Annotated in this window: 15 protein-coding genes; 8 read left to right on the top strand and 7 right to left on the bottom strand. The window is 69.2% G+C overall.

The annotated features are described in order from the left end of the window. Nucleotides 1-105 precede the first annotated feature (105 nt). The 4 genes from ACTWQA_RS09335 (at nucleotide 106) to ACTWQA_RS09320 (ending at nucleotide 5,100) form a co-directional block, all read left to right on the top strand. Nucleotides 106-1,746, top strand: coding sequence for an LCP family protein (locus tag ACTWQA_RS09335; protein ID WP_443158868.1), 1,641 nt, complete (start codon nucleotides 106-108; stop codon nucleotides 1,744-1,746). Between the two features lie 170 nt (nucleotides 1,747-1,916). After that, nucleotides 1,917-3,326 (top strand): acyltransferase family protein, encoded by a 1,410-nt coding sequence (locus tag ACTWQA_RS09330; RefSeq protein WP_443158867.1) that lies wholly within the window; start codon nucleotides 1,917-1,919, stop codon nucleotides 3,324-3,326. Between the two features lie 107 nt (nucleotides 3,327-3,433). Next, the gene (locus ACTWQA_RS09325) at nucleotides 3,434-4,348 is read left to right on the top strand and encodes a glycosyltransferase (protein ID WP_443158866.1); all 915 of its coding nucleotides are present in this window, start codon (nucleotides 3,434-3,436) and stop codon (nucleotides 4,346-4,348) included. Between the two features lie 38 nt (nucleotides 4,349-4,386). Next, on the top strand, nucleotides 4,387-5,100 hold the full coding sequence (locus ACTWQA_RS09320; RefSeq protein ID WP_443158865.1) for an acetoacetate decarboxylase family protein: 714 nt from the start codon (nucleotides 4,387-4,389) through the stop codon (nucleotides 5,098-5,100). Between the two features lie 48 nt (nucleotides 5,101-5,148). On the opposite strand, the gene ACTWQA_RS09315 is transcribed toward ACTWQA_RS09320, so the two are convergent. The 6 genes from ACTWQA_RS09315 to ACTWQA_RS09290 all read right to left on the bottom strand — a co-directional run bounded on the left by ACTWQA_RS09315 (nucleotide 5,149) and on the right by ACTWQA_RS09290 (nucleotide 10,866). Further along, nucleotides 5,149-6,033: a glycosyltransferase family 2 protein gene (locus ACTWQA_RS09315; protein ID WP_443159021.1), complete on the bottom strand. Its 885-nt coding sequence runs from the start codon at nucleotides 6,031-6,033 to the stop codon at nucleotides 5,149-5,151. A gap of 158 nt (nucleotides 6,034-6,191) precedes the next feature. Further along, complete coding sequence (locus ACTWQA_RS09310) at nucleotides 6,192-6,959, bottom strand: CDP-alcohol phosphatidyltransferase family protein (RefSeq protein ID WP_443158864.1); 768 nt, start codon at nucleotides 6,957-6,959, stop codon at nucleotides 6,192-6,194. Next, nucleotides 6,937-7,977 carry an iron-containing alcohol dehydrogenase family protein gene (locus tag ACTWQA_RS09305; protein WP_443159020.1) on the bottom strand — a complete coding sequence of 347 codons (1,041 nt, stop codon included), beginning with the start codon at nucleotides 7,975-7,977 and terminating at the stop codon, nucleotides 6,937-6,939. Before ACTWQA_RS09305 ends, ACTWQA_RS09310 begins: the two co-directional genes overlap by 23 nt. Nucleotides 7,978-8,005: 28 nt before the next feature. Continuing rightward, nucleotides 8,006-8,740, bottom strand: coding sequence for a phosphocholine cytidylyltransferase family protein (locus tag ACTWQA_RS09300; protein ID WP_305920312.1), 735 nt, complete (start codon nucleotides 8,738-8,740; stop codon nucleotides 8,006-8,008). A gap of 87 nt (nucleotides 8,741-8,827) precedes the next feature. Beyond that, nucleotides 8,828-9,451 carry a DUF5941 domain-containing protein gene (locus ACTWQA_RS09295; RefSeq protein ID WP_443158863.1) on the bottom strand — a complete coding sequence of 208 codons (624 nt, stop codon included), beginning with the start codon at nucleotides 9,449-9,451 and terminating at the stop codon, nucleotides 8,828-8,830. Further along, complete coding sequence (locus ACTWQA_RS09290; protein WP_443158862.1) at nucleotides 9,448-10,866, bottom strand: CDP-alcohol phosphatidyltransferase family protein; 1,419 nt, start codon at nucleotides 10,864-10,866, stop codon at nucleotides 9,448-9,450. Before ACTWQA_RS09290 ends, ACTWQA_RS09295 begins: the two co-directional genes overlap by 4 nt. Before the next feature lie 110 nt (nucleotides 10,867-10,976). On the opposite strand from ACTWQA_RS09290, the gene ACTWQA_RS09285 reads away from it, so the two are divergent. Both ACTWQA_RS09285 and ACTWQA_RS09280 read left to right on the top strand, forming a co-directional pair. Then, nucleotides 10,977-11,711 (top strand): IspD/TarI family cytidylyltransferase, encoded by a 735-nt coding sequence (locus ACTWQA_RS09285; RefSeq protein WP_327585446.1) that lies wholly within the window; start codon nucleotides 10,977-10,979, stop codon nucleotides 11,709-11,711. Between the two features lie 81 nt (nucleotides 11,712-11,792). Further along, nucleotides 11,793-13,553, top strand: coding sequence for a CDP-glycerol glycerophosphotransferase family protein (locus tag ACTWQA_RS09280; protein ID WP_443158861.1), 1,761 nt, complete (start codon nucleotides 11,793-11,795; stop codon nucleotides 13,551-13,553). Here the strand turns inward: ACTWQA_RS09280 and ACTWQA_RS09275 are convergent. Continuing rightward, on the bottom strand, nucleotides 13,513-14,532 hold the full coding sequence (locus tag ACTWQA_RS09275) for a glycosyltransferase family 2 protein (protein ID WP_327591210.1): 1,020 nt from the start codon (nucleotides 14,530-14,532) through the stop codon (nucleotides 13,513-13,515). The genes ACTWQA_RS09280 and ACTWQA_RS09275 overlap by 41 nt on opposite strands. Before the next feature lie 59 nt (nucleotides 14,533-14,591). On the opposite strand from ACTWQA_RS09275, the gene ACTWQA_RS09270 reads away from it, so the two are divergent. Together ACTWQA_RS09270 and ACTWQA_RS09265 are read left to right on the top strand one after the other, a co-directional pair. After that, nucleotides 14,592-16,052 carry an LCP family protein gene (locus ACTWQA_RS09270; protein ID WP_443158860.1) on the top strand — a complete coding sequence of 487 codons (1,461 nt, stop codon included), beginning with the start codon at nucleotides 14,592-14,594 and terminating at the stop codon, nucleotides 16,050-16,052. Between the two features lie 10 nt (nucleotides 16,053-16,062). Then, the gene (locus tag ACTWQA_RS09265) at nucleotides 16,063-16,434 is read left to right on the top strand and encodes an STAS domain-containing protein (protein WP_443158859.1); all 372 of its coding nucleotides are present in this window, start codon (nucleotides 16,063-16,065) and stop codon (nucleotides 16,432-16,434) included. Nucleotides 16,435-16,525 lie beyond the last annotated feature (91 nt).

The raw sequence follows: 16,525 nt of genomic DNA, 5'->3' as shown, positions 1-16,525 counted from the left end.
CCGTTTCCGGCGGTCGTCACACCGGACACGCCGAACCTGACCTAGTCTCGTGGCGCGGAAGGACCAAGCCGGCGCGCGAGCGCGAGGAACGAGGCTAGGGGGCGTATGAGTGAGTACAGAAGCGTGCCGGTAGCCGACCCGGCGCAGGACCGCAGGGGCGCCCCCACCCAGCCCGGCAGCAGGATGGCGCGCAGGGCCGCGGCGGCCGCCACGCCACCGCCGCCACCCGACGACCGGCCGTCGCGCAGCCACCGCGGTGGCGGGGGCGGCCAGGGCAAGATGCGGGTGCTGGCCTGGATCAGCATCGGCGTCACGTCGGTCATGGTCGCGGGCTCGCTGACCGCCTACACCGTTTACCGGGACGCCTTCGGCAACATCACCCAGAAGAGCGTCAAGGAAGACATCATCACCCCGCGTCCCCCGGACACCGGCGCGCTCAACGTGCTGCTCGTCGGCTCCGACACCCGTGCGGGCGAGGGCAACGCGAAATACGGCCAGCAGCTGGCCAGGACCGCTGACGCGGGCGGCAAGCGCACCGACACGATCATCCTGATGCACATCTCGCCCAACCGCGACAAGGCACGGCTGATCAGCTTCCCGCGCGACTCGATGGTGCAGATCCCCCGGTGCAAGAACGAGACCACCAAGCAGGAGATGGCGCCGCACCGCGACATGATCAACGCGGCCTACAACACCGGCGGCATCGCCTGCACGATGTCCACCATCGAGACCCTCACCGGCATCCGCATCAACCACTTCGTCGAGGTGGACTTCAGCGGCTTCAAGAACATCGTCGACGCGCTCGGCGGCATCGAGATCTGCCTCAAGTCCGGCGTCAACGACAAGGCGTCCAAGCTGGTCCTGCCGCCGGGCAAGAGCCTGCTCAACGGCGAGAAGGCGCTCGGTTACGTGCGCCTGCGCAAATACGGAGACGGCAGCGACATCCAGCGCATCAAGCGCCAGCAGATCTTCCTGAGCAAGGTCGTCGCCAAGGCCACCAGCAGCGATCTGATGACCGACGTGGGCAAGCTGCGGGACTTCATCGCCGCTGCGGCCGGGTCCGTCACCATGGACCCCGACCTGGCCAACGACACCGAGCGGCTCATCGAGATCGCGATGAGCGCCAAGCAGCTGACGGCCAAGGGCGTGCAGTTCACGACGGTCCCGTGGGTCCCCGACCCCGAGAACCCGGAGGCTCGCGTGGTGTGGAAGGAGCCCGACGCCACCAAGCTGTTCACCTCGGTCAAGACCGACACCGAGGTCGCCGTCCCGGCGCCGTCCGCCAGCGCCAGCGCCAAGCCCAAGGAAACGGTCAAGCCGCAGCAGGTGAAGGTCCAGGTGCTCAACGGCACCAAGACCGTGGGCAAGGCCAAGGAGGTCGCCGACCAGCTCGCCGAGCAGGGCTTCAACGTCGTGGGCGTGGGCAACTACGAGGCCGCGGACGGCCAGAGCATGGCCAAGAGCGAGATCCACTACGCCAAGACGATCGACACGGCGCCCGACTACGCCGACACGCTCGCCGGCGCGGTCCTGCCCAAGCCGGCTCCGGCGGCGGGCAAGGTGCCGGCGACCAACGCGCAGGCGTACGTCCCGGCGACCGCGGCTGCGGGGACCGCGCCCAAGAGCGGCCCGGTGATCCAGCTCGTCGTCGGTGAGGACTTCGAGTCCGTCAAGGTGACCGAGCTGCCCGACAGCGTGAAGCAGAGCACCATCACGGCCTCGCAGCAGACGAACGTTTGCACCTAAGACTCCAAGTTCCCTGTGTAAGCGGCCGTTCTGGGCGTCCTTGAGAGACAGGACCCGTGGAGCGGGATAGTCTGTTGCGGGTCGGCGACGCAGCGCGACACCGCATCGTAAGGTGGCATTCACGTCGTGTTGTCGTCGTGTTCCCCGGCCCCTAGCGAAGAGCGACGCTCGTGTCTGACACCAGATTCTCTCGACCGGCTGCATCCCCGCCGAGCCCGGCGGGTCCGGAAGAGGGAGGTGGGCCCGCCAATACGGGCGCGCGGTGGCCGCTGCCGGAGGAGACCTTCTGGAGCGAGCAGACCGACCCGCACGGCGTCCTGCCGGACGACCAGCCGGGCCCTCGCGCCGCCACGTCGCCGGCCGATCCGCGCGCCGTCACCGCCGCGCCCTCCAGGACGCCCACCACGGCTCCCGGGGTGCCCGTCGGGCCGCCAGGCGCGGATGGGGAGCGCATCGGGCATGGAGAGCGCGTCGGGCGTGAAGAGCACGAGATCACGACGGACGAGCGCTCCCGAGTGCATGGGGTCGCGACGGACGAGCGCCCGCTGACGCAGGCCGAGCCGACGCCGGAGGCCGAGCCGGGCAAGCGCAAGCGCGACCCCTTCCTCGACAACGTCAAGTTCGTCCTGATCGCGCTCGTGGTCGTCGGCCACTCGCTGGTGCCGACGCTGTCGGCCGACTCCTCCAGGGCCCTCTACATCTTCATCTACACCTTCCACATGCCGTTGTTCGTGCTGATCAGCGGCTACCTGTCCAGAAACTTCTGGAACTCCAACGCCAAGACCAACAAGCTGGTCGACACGTTCCTGGTCCCCTACGTCGTCGTCGAGGTCGGCTACGCCGCGCTCCGCTTCTCCCTGGGCCAGAAGTGGAGCCTGACGATCATCGACCCGGCGTGGCTCAACTGGTATCTGCTGGCGCTGCTGTTCTGGCGGTTGTCCACACCGGTGTGGAAGCGGATGAAATACCCCATCCCGGTAGCCATCGCGATCTATCTGTTCGCCGGGTTCTCACAGATCTCCGGCGATTTCAGCATGGACCGCTTCTTCGGTCTCCTGCCGTTCTTCGTGATCGGCCTGGTGCTGCAGCCCGAGCACTTCGAGCTGCTCAACCGGCGGTGGATCAAGATCGTGTCCGGGTTCACGGTCATCGGCGCGGCCGCGGTGGCGATCTACGTCGCGCCCCAGGCGCCGCTCGACCCGTTCTACTTCAAGCACAGCTTCCAGGACATGGACCTGTCCTGGTACATGGGGCTGGGCCTGCGTACCGGGCTTCTGGTGTGCTCGCTGGCCATGTGCTTCGCCGTCCTGGCACTGGTGCCCAGGGGTGAGACGTGGTTCTCCGACCTCGGCACCCGCACCCTCTACTGTTACCTGTTGCACGGCATCCCGGTGCTGATCGCCAAGGAGATGGGCTGGCTGGAGTTCCCGTGGCTGCACGGGCCGCTCGGCGTGCTGGCGATCAGCTCCAGCTGCTTCGCCCTGGCGATCGTGTTGTGTCTGCCGGAGACCAGGACGGTCTTCAAGTGGGTGCTCGAGCCCCGCCTCGTCTGGCTCTATCGCCGTCCCTCTGGAAGTTAAGCGGCCGTTCCACCCGCATTAACGCCTTTGACCTGGTAGGCGCGGAGCATCGACACATGCGCGCATGTGTCGCCACAACCGTCCATCACCCCGAGGACGCCCGGATCATGCATAGGCAGATCAGGGCGTTGCTCGACGCGGGCCACGAGGTGACCTATGTGGCGCCGTTCACCTACTACAACGTGACCCCGGCCATGGGGCTCACCGCGGTGGACGTGGCCCGCTCGGCCTTGTTCGGCAAGGCACGGGCGGCGCTCAGACGCGGCGTCAGGGGCGCGGACCTGCTGATCGTCCATGACCACCGGCTGCTGAGCGCACTGCCGTACCGGCGTCCTCCGGTCGTGTGGGACATGCGCGAAGATGTCACGCCCAGACAACTGGCCCGCGCCGAGCGGCGCCATCGAGTGATCACCTCCGCGGTGGTGCCCGAAGCGACCCTGGTGTCGCCCAGTCCTCCCCCTCCTGGCGACACCAGGGTGGTGCACATCGGCCGTCTGTCGGTCGAGCGCGGCGTCAACGAGCTGATCGGGCTGGCCGAGCGCCTGGTGCCGCACGGCATCCGGCTGGACCTCATGGGGTCCGCCGAGCGCGACGTGCGCCCGCTGCTGCGGGACGCGCAGCGGGTCGGCCTGCTCGACTGGTTCGGGTACGTGCCCAACAGGCACGCGCTGCGCATGGCCGAGGGCGCGCTGGCCGGCCTGTCGCTGGCCGACGGCACGGTACGCGAGGTGCCGACGAAGATCATGGACTACATGGGCCGCGGGCTGCCGGTGATCACCACGCCGCAGGGGGCCACGGTGGTGGAGGGCGCCGGCTGCGGACTGGTCGTGCCGCTGGACGTGGACGCCGTGCTGAACGCTGTCCTGGACCTGAAGGAGGACGCGGTGCGGCGGATCAGGCTGGGCGCCCAGGGCCACGCCGAGGCGCGTCTGCACCACCACTGGCCGGACCACGCGGCGGCCTTCGTGCGCCAGGCCGAGTCGTGGGCGGGCAAGCCCGCCACGCACGCTCTGGCGGTGTAGTCATGGTAAGCCGGGCCCGAGGTTGATGTACTGGGACCATGGCATCTCATCTGATCCAGGGCCGGACGGTGGACATGCCTGTCCGGGTGAGGGACGCGGAGATCTGCAGTGCCTTCTACCCGGTGCGTGCCGACGCCGCCCGGGCGGTCATCGCGTATTCCGGGCTCGACGTGGCCGAGGCGCTGCCCGGCAAGGCCGTCTGCATGCTGCTGTTCGTCGACTACCGCGACGGGGACCTCGACACCTACCACGAGTTCGGGATGGCCTTCCTGGTCCGCCCTCCTGGCGGCTCGGGGGCCAAGGGACTCGCCGATCTCCGGGAAGCGGGGATCTTCGTGCACTGGTTGCCCGTGGACCAGCGGTTCACGCTGGACGCGGGGCGCACGATCTGGGGGTTCCCGAAAGAGCTCGCGGACATCGAGTTGCGGCTCGGCTCGCCGTACAAACGATGCATCCTGCGCAAGGACGACAGGCTCGTGCTGGACATGCTGATCAAACCGGGGGTGCCGGTGCCGGGCGCCGCGGCGATGGCACCGATGGACGCCTACACGCACCGGGATGGGGTCACGCGGCGCGTCCCCTGGTCCGTACGCGCCCGCGGCGCCAGGATGCGGCCCAGCGGCGCGCTGATCCGCCTGGGCAACCACCCCATCGCCAAGGAGTTGAGCGAGCTGGGTCTGCCCAAGCGGGCCATGTTCACCACGACGGTCTCGCGGGCGACGATGACGTTCGGCGCAGCCGTGGAGATCTGAGCCGGACGATCGGGGAGCGGCCGAGCCAGACGATCGCGGACGGCCGAGCTAGACGATCGGGGGGCGGCCGAGCTTGACCATGCGCCAGGCCGTGCGCCAGGCCATCGGCCGCCGCTCGCCCGCCGGGCTGCGCAGGCCCTCCATGAATCCGGCGAACCACGCCTTGAGCGCCGTCGACGACCCGCGTTCGCGGACGAGGGTGAGCGCCACCCAGTTGGTCAGGTAGAGCACCGCCAGCGGCCACGGCAGGTTGCGGCGGGCCAGCCAGACACGGTTACGGGCGTTGAGCCGGTGGAAGTTGGCGTGCCGGGTCGGCGGGACCTGCGGGTGGTACATCACCGTCTCGGCGTCGTATTCGATCCGGTAACCCTCGCCGAGCAGCCGCCAGGCCAGGTCGGTCTCCTCGTGGGCGTAGAAGAAGCGCTCGGGCAGGCCACCCACCTGCAGGAACGCCGAGCGCCTGACGGCCGAGGCGCCGCCGAGGAAGGTTGTGACCGGCGAGGAGCGCTGCGGGTCACCCGCACGCAGCCGGGGCACGTGCCGCCGCTGGCCGATGCCGCCGTCGGGGTCCATCACCCGAAAGGAGATCACCGCCAGGTCCGGCTCGGTGGCGAAGCGATCACGCACGTGCGCGACGACCTTCTGGCTGGCATACCAGCCGTCGTCGTCGAGAAACAACACGACGTCTCCCGAGCACTCCTCCACGCCGCGATTACGGCCGGCGGGGATGCCCGTGTTCTGGTCGAGCCGGATCGACTTCACGACCGCGGCGGACCCCTCGGGTGGCGTGGCCGACAGCTCGGGCACGTCGGCGCCGTTGCCCACGATCACCACTTCGACGTCGCCGTCGACCTGGTTGAGCGCGGACTCGACCGCCCGGTTCAGCTCCGCGACCCGGTTGCCCATGGTGAGAATGACACACGAGATCTTCAAGAGATCACCAGGCGGTCGTGGCATGCTTTCATGATCACCGAGTCTGTTTCTGGGTACGGGTGAAGCTAAGCGTATCGGAACCGGGGATGAACCCCCACCGAACGGCGGACGTCCGATCAATACGACGGACATCGCCCCTCTTCGGTTCCGATATGCCATCACGCCAGGCGCCTCGACGAGACGATGCTTACCAAATGCAGAACAACCTGTAGGCAAGCCGCTACGAAACACGCGACGAGAAGAACCCGGGTGACCGTCAGGCCGCCGGCGAACTGGTCGACGATCGCTGCCGCCAGCGCGAGCAACGACAGCTCGATCGGCTGCATGATCCGGTGGAATTGCGTCGCCGACAGCACCCGCCGGCCCAGTGCCAGCAGCCCGGAGCGGAACTGCACCGCGGACGCCTCTGTAGCGGCCGGCAGGCCCCCCTTTGCCCGGGCCACCTCCACGAGGTCGGTCTCGGCCTTGATGAGGATGGCGCCGAGCGCGGCGGCGACGCCCAGCACCGTATACCAATCGGGCATGACGGCCGACGCCCGCCAGCCCAGCCCGACCAGCAACGCGGCCTCGGTGAAGTAGGCGCCGACGCGGTCCAGGTAGACGCCGACCAGCGAGGTCTTCCCCGTCCAGCGGGCCAGCTCACCGTCGGAGCAGTCGAGCAGCAGGTAGACCTGCACGAGCAGAGCGGCGGCCACGACGGCCCACAGCCCCGGCAAGGCCAGGACGACACCCGCCGCGATCCCGACGAACGTCATCAGCCAGGTGAGCTGGTTGGGCGTGACCGGCGTCTTGGTCATCAGCCAGGTGACGTAGATCGACAACCTGCGCATGTAGAGCACGCCTGCCCAGTGCTCGCCGTTCCTGCGATCGAGGTGGCCGGCGGGCTGGGCGACCCGCCGCAGCTCAGCGACCGAAGGCGTGGACATAGTCCCCCACCCGATCGCGGATCTCGTTGTCCTGCATGCGCAGGTGCTCCAGGATCGTGTAACGGCCGGGGCGGGTCGCCGGCGCCAGCGCGACGGCCTCGGCGAACTGCTCGTCGCTCAGCCCGATGTCGGCGGGGACGACCGGCAGCTCGTGCCGCCGCAGGCAGTCGACCACCTGCGTGACCCGGGCCTTGTCCTCCCTCAGGAAGAAACAGAAGGCGGCACCGATGCCGGCGAGCTCGCCGTGGTTGGAGGTGCCGGGGAAGAGCTGATCCACGGCATGAAGGATCTCATGGTCTCCACCGCTCGCGGGCCGCGATGACCCCGCGATCACCATGGACATGCCGGACAGGATCAGAGATTCGGCCAGCACGGTCAGGAACGCGTCGGACTCGATGGAGTCGCCGCGGCCGATGAGCGCCTCTGCGGCGGTGCGGGCCATCGAGCAGGCCAGCCCGTCGATGGGCTCGCCCCGCTCGATGTTGCCGAGCTGCCAGTCCTCAATGGCCGACAGGTTGCTCACCACGTCGCCCACACCCGCCCTGACCAGCGACTTCGGCGCGCTGTGCACGAAGTCGAGGTCCACCAGGATCGCCAGCGGCATCGGGACCCCGAAGGTGCCCTTGCCGCCCTCGTACACGAGGGAGGCGGTGGGCGAGCAGATGCCGTCGTGGGAGAGGTTGGTGGCCACCGCGACCATCGGGATGCCGGCCAGCGACGCGGCGTATTTGGTCGCGTCGATGGTCTTGCCGCCACCGACGCCGACCACCACCTCGTAGGCGCCCTTGCGCAGGTCCGCGCCGAGCGTGACGGCCGCGTCGACCGACCCGTCGGCCACCCTGAACACCTCGGCCTCATCCAGCTGAGGCGCGATCAGGCTCTCGATGTGGTCGCCCTGGCCGGGGCCGACTGCCACGGCGACCCTGCCGGAGGTCGCCACGCGGCTATCGGCCAGCAGAGCGCCGAGCTCGGCCACGGCGCCACGTCTGACCTGCATGGTCAGCGGCGCCGGCAACATCCTCGCGAGAAGCGGCATGCCCGCCCCCTCAGTAGCGAACGGCTATGGTGCGGGCCTTGGCCAGGTCGTCGTGGTTGTCCACCTCGACCCAGTCGACCTCGCCGATGGGCGCGGCGTGGATCGTCTCACCGCGCTCGACCATCTCCTGGTAACCGTCCTCGTAGTAGAGCTGCGGGTCACGCTCGAACGTGGCCTTCAGCGCGTCGGCCAGCCGCTCTCCGGCACCCGGTCTGATCAGGGTGGCGCCGATGTATTCGCCGTAGGCCTCGGCCGGGTCCATCAGCTTGGTGATGCGCCGCAGCGAGCCGTCAGGCGAGAGCGTGACCTTCATCTCCTCGTCGGCGAGCTTCTTGACGTCGTCGACGGCCAGCAGGATGTCGCTGGTCTCGGGGGCGGACAGGAGCGTCTTCTCGACCGAGACCGGGTGCACGGTGTCGCCGTTGACCAGCAGCGCGCCCTGGGAGAAGTAGTCGCGGGCGCACCACAGGGAGTAGGCGTTGTTCCACTCCTCGGCCTTGTCGTTGTGCACCAGGGTGAGCTTGACGCCGTATTTCTTCTCGAAGGCGTCCTTGCGCTCGTGCACGGCCTGAGCGGCGTACCCGACGATGATCACGATCTCGCGCAGGTCCACCTCGGCCAGGTTGCGCAGCGAGATGTCCATGATCGTGGTTTCACCGTCGACCGGCACGAGCGCCTTGGGCAGCGTGTCGGTGTACGGCCGCAGGCGTCGTCCGGCCCCAGCGGCCAGCACCATTCCCAGCAACGTGCACTCCTCAGTCGAGCATGTCGAGCATGACGTACGTAGGCCCAAAGGTTAGTTCCCTTTGGGCCCTCCGCGGGTAATCCGGCGTTAGTCTTGCGTTCCCATATCGGTCGCTTCCACCCCAGATCGGGGTGCGGCCAGCAAGCAGGTCAAGCTCTCCCAGGCGAACAACCCCCACAGGTAGAGCGCGAGCACAAGGTAACCGAAGGTCAACGACCCCAGGAGAGCGACCAGCGAGACCGCCATCATCCGGCCGTCCCAGCCGAGCCCCAGCGTGGACAGCCACGACGGCGCGTAGATGCGCTGGCGCAGCCGATAGACGAGATCGTAGTGGTGGAACGCCAGCGCGCCGAGCAACAGGAAGATCAGCGCCGGGTTCAGCTGGTGGGCGAACCCGCACGCGGCCACGAACGTGTACTCGATCACCCGCAGGATCGGCGGCACGAGCCAGTCGAGCCTGCCGTCGTGCGGATGGGTGCTGCCGGGCCCGGCCAGCAGCAACGTCACGGCCGGCGCGAACACCGCGAGCCCGTCGGTACCCGCGACACCGAGCACCAGCAGCACGCCGGTGACGAACGTGCCGGCGAGCACCGGCGGCAGCGGCGGCAACTGCCCGGCCACGAGCAGGCCCATGGCGCGGGAGAGCGGACCGTCGTCGCGGTAGGCCACGACCGTGCTGTTGGGTACGGGGGCCATGTGCACAGGACTCATCGCGCCGACCTCATCATCCGCCCGGCAAGTTGGTAGAGGGCCGCCACGCCACCCCAGCAGAGCAGGGAGAGGAATGTCACCCTGGGGTTCCAGACGGCGGCGGTGACGGCGATCAGTGCGGTCCGCTCACCGATGGGCAGCACGATGATCTTCTTGATCCAGCGGGTGGCTCTCCGGCGGTCCAGACGCTGGGCGAGCCTGAGCACGCCGGCCGCGTGCCGGGCGTCGGCCGACTCCTGCAGCGAGCGGGCCGGTCTGCCCCAGCTCGCGCCGACCCGGGCCGCGTCGGCGACCGCCCCGGCATAGGCGAAGTCGATGGCGTGCCGGACGACCTGCAGGATCATCGCGGCCACAGCCAGATACCAGATGCCTGGGTCGGTGGAGCCGAAGGCCAGGCCGACGTAGACGATGTACTCCTTGATGCGGTCCGCCATGCAGTCCGCCCACGCGCCGAGCGGCGAGAACGTGCGGGTGTAGCGGGCCAGCTGACCGTCGAGGCAGTCGAGCGTGAACGACAGGTAGAACAGCAGCGCCCCGAGCAGCCGCCCGCCCTGGGTGCCCGCGGAGAACCACACGGCCGCCAGGAGGGCCAGGCCGACCGAGACGCCGGTCACGGTGTTGGGGCTGAGCTTGAGCTTGACGGCCGGCTTGATCAAATAGCGCGACCAGGTGGAGACGAAGTAGGTGGCGAAGAAGCCGTCGTCCTGCTTGACCGAGGTGTCCAGCCTGACCTTGGCCTCGTCCACCTCGGCCAGCGCCGCGACGGCGCTGTCGGCGGCGTGCTGGCCGGTCACCCGGTCGGCGTGCAGCGGCCCGATCCCGGCGGCCCGCACCGGCACGCCCGTCCTGACCAGCCCGACCAGCAGCAGGTCCACTGCTTCGACCGGGGTGACGGGGCCGAGCTTGCCGGCGTCGGCCAGTTCGGCCAGCTCCTCGGCGATGTCCGCCAGTGTGCCCAGATCGGACTCGCCGGCCTGCAGCACGCCGCGGAACGTGGCGTTGGCCTCGGGGACGAGGTGAAATGAGCTGCCCGCGGCGACGACCTTGCCGCCCTCGACGCGTACGGGCGGCCGCATGGGCCCCGCGGTCGCGTCGTGGGAGATCAGTGCCCCGGTGGCGTGCGCGGGGTGCTCCAGCAGCAGCGCGAGCGCCTCGGTGTGGGCCACGAGGTCGGCGGGGAGCACGGCGACGGCGCCTGCCGAGATCCGGGCGATCTTGGCGACGCCCCTGAGGTCGGCTCCGAGTCCGCCGTCCGGGGTGACCACTTGGACCTCGTTCACGGGCAGCGTGGCGAGCTGGCCGGCGATCCGGTCGAGCAACGTGCCGTCCGCGCAGGAGAGCCGGGCTGCCGGGGTCGTGGCGAGCAGCACGACCGACGTGGTCGTGCTCTCGCGGGTCGTGAACGAGTCGGGCAAAGCGCGGGTCTCCTCCCGGCCGGGGTGGAGCGCGTGGACTTGGGGGGTGCGTAGCCAGCGTAGCGACAGGTCAGGCCAATATCACGGAACAGCACCGTTACTCTGCCAGTATGGATTCAAGGTCGGTTGGGGTGCTTTTGGCGGGCGGTGTGGGGCAGAGGGTGGGATTGGCCACTCCCAAGCAACTCGCCGAGATCGCCGGAAAGACGATCATCGAGCACTCGATCGCCGTGTTCGAGGATGCGCCGGAGATCGATGAGATCGTGGTGCTGATGACCCCGGGCTACACCGACCGGGTCCGCGAGATCGTGGACAAGGGTGGCTACCGCAAGGTCACGAAGATCGTGGAGGGCGGCGCGAGCCGTACGGAGAGCACGTGGCGGGCCCTGCAGGCGCTGGGCACGCAGGAATGCAACGTGCTGCTGCACGACGCCGTGCGACCGCTCGTGGAGCCCCGGATCATCGCCGAATGCGTCAAGGCCTTGCGCACGCATCGCGCCGTCGACGTGGCCATCCCGAGCTCCGACACGGTCCTCGTCGCCGTGCCCGGGCCGGACGGCGAGGTCATCGGCGAGGTGCTGGACAGGTCGCGGCTGCGGCGCAGCCAGACGCCGCAGTGCTTCAAGCTGTCGGTGATCAGGCAGGCGTACGAGCGGGCGCTCGCCGACCCCGACTTCGGCAGCCGCCCGGCCACCGACGACTGCGGTGTGGTGCTGCGTTACCTGCCCGAGGTGCCGATCCACGTGGTGCCGGGCAGCGAGCACAACATCAAGATCACCCATCCCGCCGATCTGCGGATCGCCGAGCTGCTCTTGCGGCTGGCCGCCGAGCGGCCAATGGCATAAGGGTCAAGTGCGTGAAAACCCCCGCGTTGTAGGCGTGTGGGGAGATGCCGCTTGACCTGATCCTTGTTACCGTGCGATCACATGAGGAAACTCATCGTGATCGCGGCTCTGCTCGTCTGCTACCCCGTGCTGCTGGTGTCGGCGCTCTGGCCGGCGCCGGTGCTGTTCGGCGTGGTGGCCGCGCTCTCCTACGCCGCCGAGTACGCCGCGCCGCGCGTCGTCAGGCGGCTGACCGACGTGCTCGGCAAGGTGCACCTGGGGATGACGCTGCGGTTCGTGGTCAGGCAGACGGCGGCGCTGCTGCTGGTGGCGCGGACGGCGGGGCCGGATTCGCCATGGTTCGTGGCGCTGGCGGCGGGGATGTTCGGGATTCACGGGGTTCGGGCCGTGCACACCGGGCTGGCGCTGCGGCTCAGGCTGATCCTCAGCAGGATGCCGGTCACCACCCGCAACCTGGACGTGTCGGCGCTGCGTATCCCGAAGATGCCGCCGGGCTGGCTGGGTGACGCCCGCAGCGTGCGTTTCCTCTATCTGGACGTCCTGCCGGTGCTCGGGGCCGCGGCCGGCGCCGTCGCGGCGGCCTGCGGCGCGGCCCTGGCACTCCTGGCCGGCGCCGTCGGCGCGCTCACGCTGTTCCCGTACGTGCGCCGGGCCCTGCCGCTCACCGACAAGGCCCGGGCCATCCAGGTCGTGAGCGAGCAGGTCAGGGCCTACCATCCGGAGGTCATCCTCTACTTCTCCGGCGCCACCGCGGCCGCCTACCAGGCCAGGATGTGGCTGCCGACACTGGAGCGCATGGACCGGCGGGCCATCGTCGTGCTGCGCGAGCGCGGCATGGCCGCCCATCTGGAGCCCACGACACTGCCGATGGTGTGCATCCCGTCCTCGGCCGACCTGATGAGCTTCCACACGCTCTTCAGCGCCAAGCTGTGCCTGTACGTCTCCAACGTCGGCAGGAACGTCCACATGTTGCGCATCCCCACCCTGCGCAGCGCCTTCCTCAACCACGGGGACAGCGACAAGGAGGCGTCGTTCAACCCGTTCTCCCGGGTCTACGACGAGGTGTGGGTGGCCGGGCCGGCGGGACGCGACCGCTACCGCCGGGCCAAGGTGGGCGTCAGGGACGAGACCATCCACGAGGTCGGCCGGCCGCAACTGGAGGGCATCTCGACGGAGGGGCCCGGGCTGCCGTACCGGACCGTCCTGTACGCCCCCACGTGGGAAGGCTGGAACGACGACCTGTTCCACACGTCGCTGATCACCATGGGGCCGCGCATCGTCCGGGCGCTGCTCGAGCATGATCCGCCGCTCCGCGTGATCTACAAGCCGCACCCGCTCACCGGATACCGCGACAAGAGCGCCCTGCGCGCGCACCGGAAGATCGTCACCATGATCGAGACGGTCGAGCTGGCCAAGTCGAAGGCCAGGCACCCGTCGCGAGCGGCCGGGTCGACACCGCGGATCGCGCACATGGTCGTCACGGGCCGCGAGCCGCACCTCTACGACTGCTTCAACGAGTGCGACCTGCTGATCAGCGACATCTCCAGCGTCGTGGCCGACTTCCTGGCCAGCGAGAAGCCGTACGCCGTGACGAACGTCGCGGGCCTGCCCGAACGCGCCTTCCACGAGCGTTATCCGAGCACCGAGGCGGGCGTGCTGCTGGGCGAGGACCTGGCCGGGCTCGCGGAGTTCCTCGACGGGGAGGACACGCTGGCCCGGGCCAGGATCAAGCTCAGGAGTTATCTGTTCGGGCCGGAGTATCCCGACGCGCTGGCCCGCTTCAACGCGGCGGTCGAGCGGGTCATGACTTCGGCGGGCGGGCCAGCTTCTTCGGGCTCGTGAGGAAGCCCCATCCCCAGGAGCAGTGCATGGTGGCGTACACGATCGGCAATCGCAGCCGCGCCGCCGGCGACAGCCCGCCGCCGGTCACCACCGAGCCCGCCACGATGGCGAGCGCGTAGCCGCCGGGGATGACGAGCGCGAGCGGGAAGAACGGCGCGACGACCAGCCCCAGCAGCATGGCCAGCACCGCGGCGGGCGGCGCCAGATAGCGCAGGTTGATCGTGCCGTCATGGGTGCGCGCGACCACGCGCCGCCAGCGGCCGTAGTGGAAGTATTGCTTGGCCAGCGCCTTGACGTTGGGCCGCGGCCGGTAGGAGACCCGCATGCGCGGCTGGAACCAGACCAGGCCGCCGGTCTGGCGGATGCGGTGGTTCATCTCCCAGTCCTGGGCCCGCTGGAAGTGCTCGTCGTAGCCGCCCACCCGGTCGAGCGCCGAGCGGCGGAAGACGCCGAGGTAGACGGTGTCGGCGGGGCCCGGCGTGCCGCCCACATGGAACGCGGCCGCGCCCACGCCGATCTTGGACGTCATGGCACAGGCCACGGCCTGCTCGAAGGGTGTGACGCCCTCGGCCGCCATGATCCCGCCCACGTTGTCGGCGCCGGTCTCCGCCAGCGTCTCGACCGCGACGCGCAGGTAGTCGGGGGGCAACATGGCGTGCCCGTCGACCCTGGCGATGATGCCGTTGCGGGAGGCGGCGATCGCGGCGTTGAGCGCGTTGGGAGTGCGGCCCGTGGGGTTGGGCACCACGGTCACCCGGGGATCGGCCGCGGCGATGGCCTCGGCGACCTCCTGGGTGCGGTCTTGGGACGGCCCCACGGCGAGGACGACCTCGATGGCGCCGGGGTAGCTCTGGGCGAGGACCTGGTCGACGGCCTCGCGGAGGTGCCGCTCCTCGTTGAGGACCGGCATGACGACGGAAATGGGGGGCCAGGCGCGCGTTTCCGCGGGCGCCTGCGGCGAGTCGGGGAACTGCTTCATGGCGGGGCTCACGCTACTGTACCGGCAGGGGAGGAGGGCAATCGAAAGCTCGATCCTCCGTGCGACATGAGGGGGACGGCATGCGCGGCTCGGGCGAGGAGGACGCCGGAGTTCTCGTGGGCGGCGACGCCTACGGCGGCGTCAGGCTCCCGCCCGGTCGTCCGCGCCGGCCGTTCAAAAGGAGCGCCAAGGCGCGCCGCCGGAATGTGATCGCGGCCGGGCTCCTGTCCGCGTGCGTGCTCGTCACCACGGGCGTGGTGTGGGCGACCCCGCGCCAGATCGGCACCGTGGACGCGGGCGTGACCGCCCCCTCCCGCGGCGCCGAGAACATCCTGCTGGTCGGCGTGGACAAGCGCGACGACCTCACCCGTCAGCAGCAAAACCGGCTCAAGCTGGGCCGCGAGGCCGGCCAGCGCACCGACACCATGATGGTGATCCACCTGTCCGAGGATCACCGCCGGGTCACGGTAGTGAGCCTGCCCCGCGACACCTGGACGACGATCCCCGGCAAGGGCGACCACAAGATCAACTCCGCTTACCAGTTCGGTGGGCCCAAGCTCACCAAGCAGACCGTCGAGGCCGCCACCGGGCTGCAGATCAACCGCTACATCGAGGTCAACATCCTCGGCTTCATCGACGTCGTGGACTCGCTGGGCGGCGTCACGGTGTGCACGCCGGTGGCGATCAACGACCCGAAGACCGGGCTCAACCTGGCTGCGGGCACCCACCAGCTCGACGGCGTGCAGTCGCTCGGCTATGCCCGCACGCGGGCCACCGCCCGCTCCGACCTCGACCGCATCGACCGGCAGCAGCAGGTCATCTCGGCTCTGCTCAACCGGGCGCTGAGCGCCGGCACGCTGGCCAATCCGGGCAAGCTGGCCTCGTTCGTCAACTCGACGCTCAGCACGGTGAAGGTGGACCCGGACGACGGGTTGCTGGGCCTGGCCACGCAGCTCAGGGACGTGTCGCTGCAGGACGTGAAGTTCGCCGAGGTGCCGCTGACGAACGTCGACTTCAAGGCGCCCACGGGCGAGTCGGCGGTGTTGTGGGACAAGCAGGCGGCCCGCGACATGTTCGCCAAGATCAACGCCGACCAGGACCCAAGCAAGCCCACGCCTACAGCCTCTCCCTCGGCCTCCGCCAAGCCCTCGCCCATCGCGCCGGGGAGCATCTCGATCAAGGTCAAGAACGGCACGCTCATCACGGGCCTCGGGGCCCGTACGAAGGCGGGGCTGGTCGCGTACGGCTTCAAGGTCCCGGGCGAGCCGGGCAACACCCCGAAGAAGGATTACAAGAAGACCGTCATCCGGTACGCCGCCGATCAGGAGGCCGCCGCTCGCGTGGTGGCCGCCGCCGTTCCGGGGGCGGAGTTGAAGAAGGCCGATGTCGAGGGCATCGAGGTCGTCGTCGGGAGCGATCGGCCGACCATTCGGAAACAGAAGGCTACTACTGCCCCAACTGCTCAGCCGCGCGTTACAACTACAACGGAAACGGCAATGCAGAACATATGTAAGAAGTAATCATAACTTTGTGCATATTGGGCAGGTGAGGCCGGTGGTGGTCAGGCGTTGGCGGGAGGACCCCTGTACGGTTCTGCACGTCGTCGGTGATCTCGATGTGGCAGGTGCTCCTCGGTTGCGGGCCGAGTTAGAGCAGGCGATCGCCGAGGCCGATCCGCCCAACCTGGTCGTCGACCTGACCGAGGTGCCGTTCTGTGACTCCGTGGGCCTGGGCGTGCTGGTGGCCACGCTCAACCGCATCCATCACATCCACGGCCGCATGATCCTGGTGCTGGGCCCCGGCATGATCCGGCACCTGCTGATGATCACTAACCTCGATCGGCATTTCGAGACCAGCGAATCGATCGGCGAGGCACGCACGGCGCTCGGCAGCGCCGCCTGACGACCTGCCCCATCGACCCACGCCGCCGACCCACACCGCTGCCCCGCGCCGTCGAACACCGCGCGCTCAGGGCGGCCGACGCAGCCGCGCA

This window comes from Nonomuraea sp. 10N515B (genome assembly GCF_052245915.1).
Classification (GTDB): Bacteria; Actinomycetota; Actinomycetes; order Streptosporangiales; family Streptosporangiaceae; genus Nonomuraea.
Note: the sequence above shows the minus strand (reverse complement) of the source record. Positions and strands in the feature narration are given on the sequence as shown.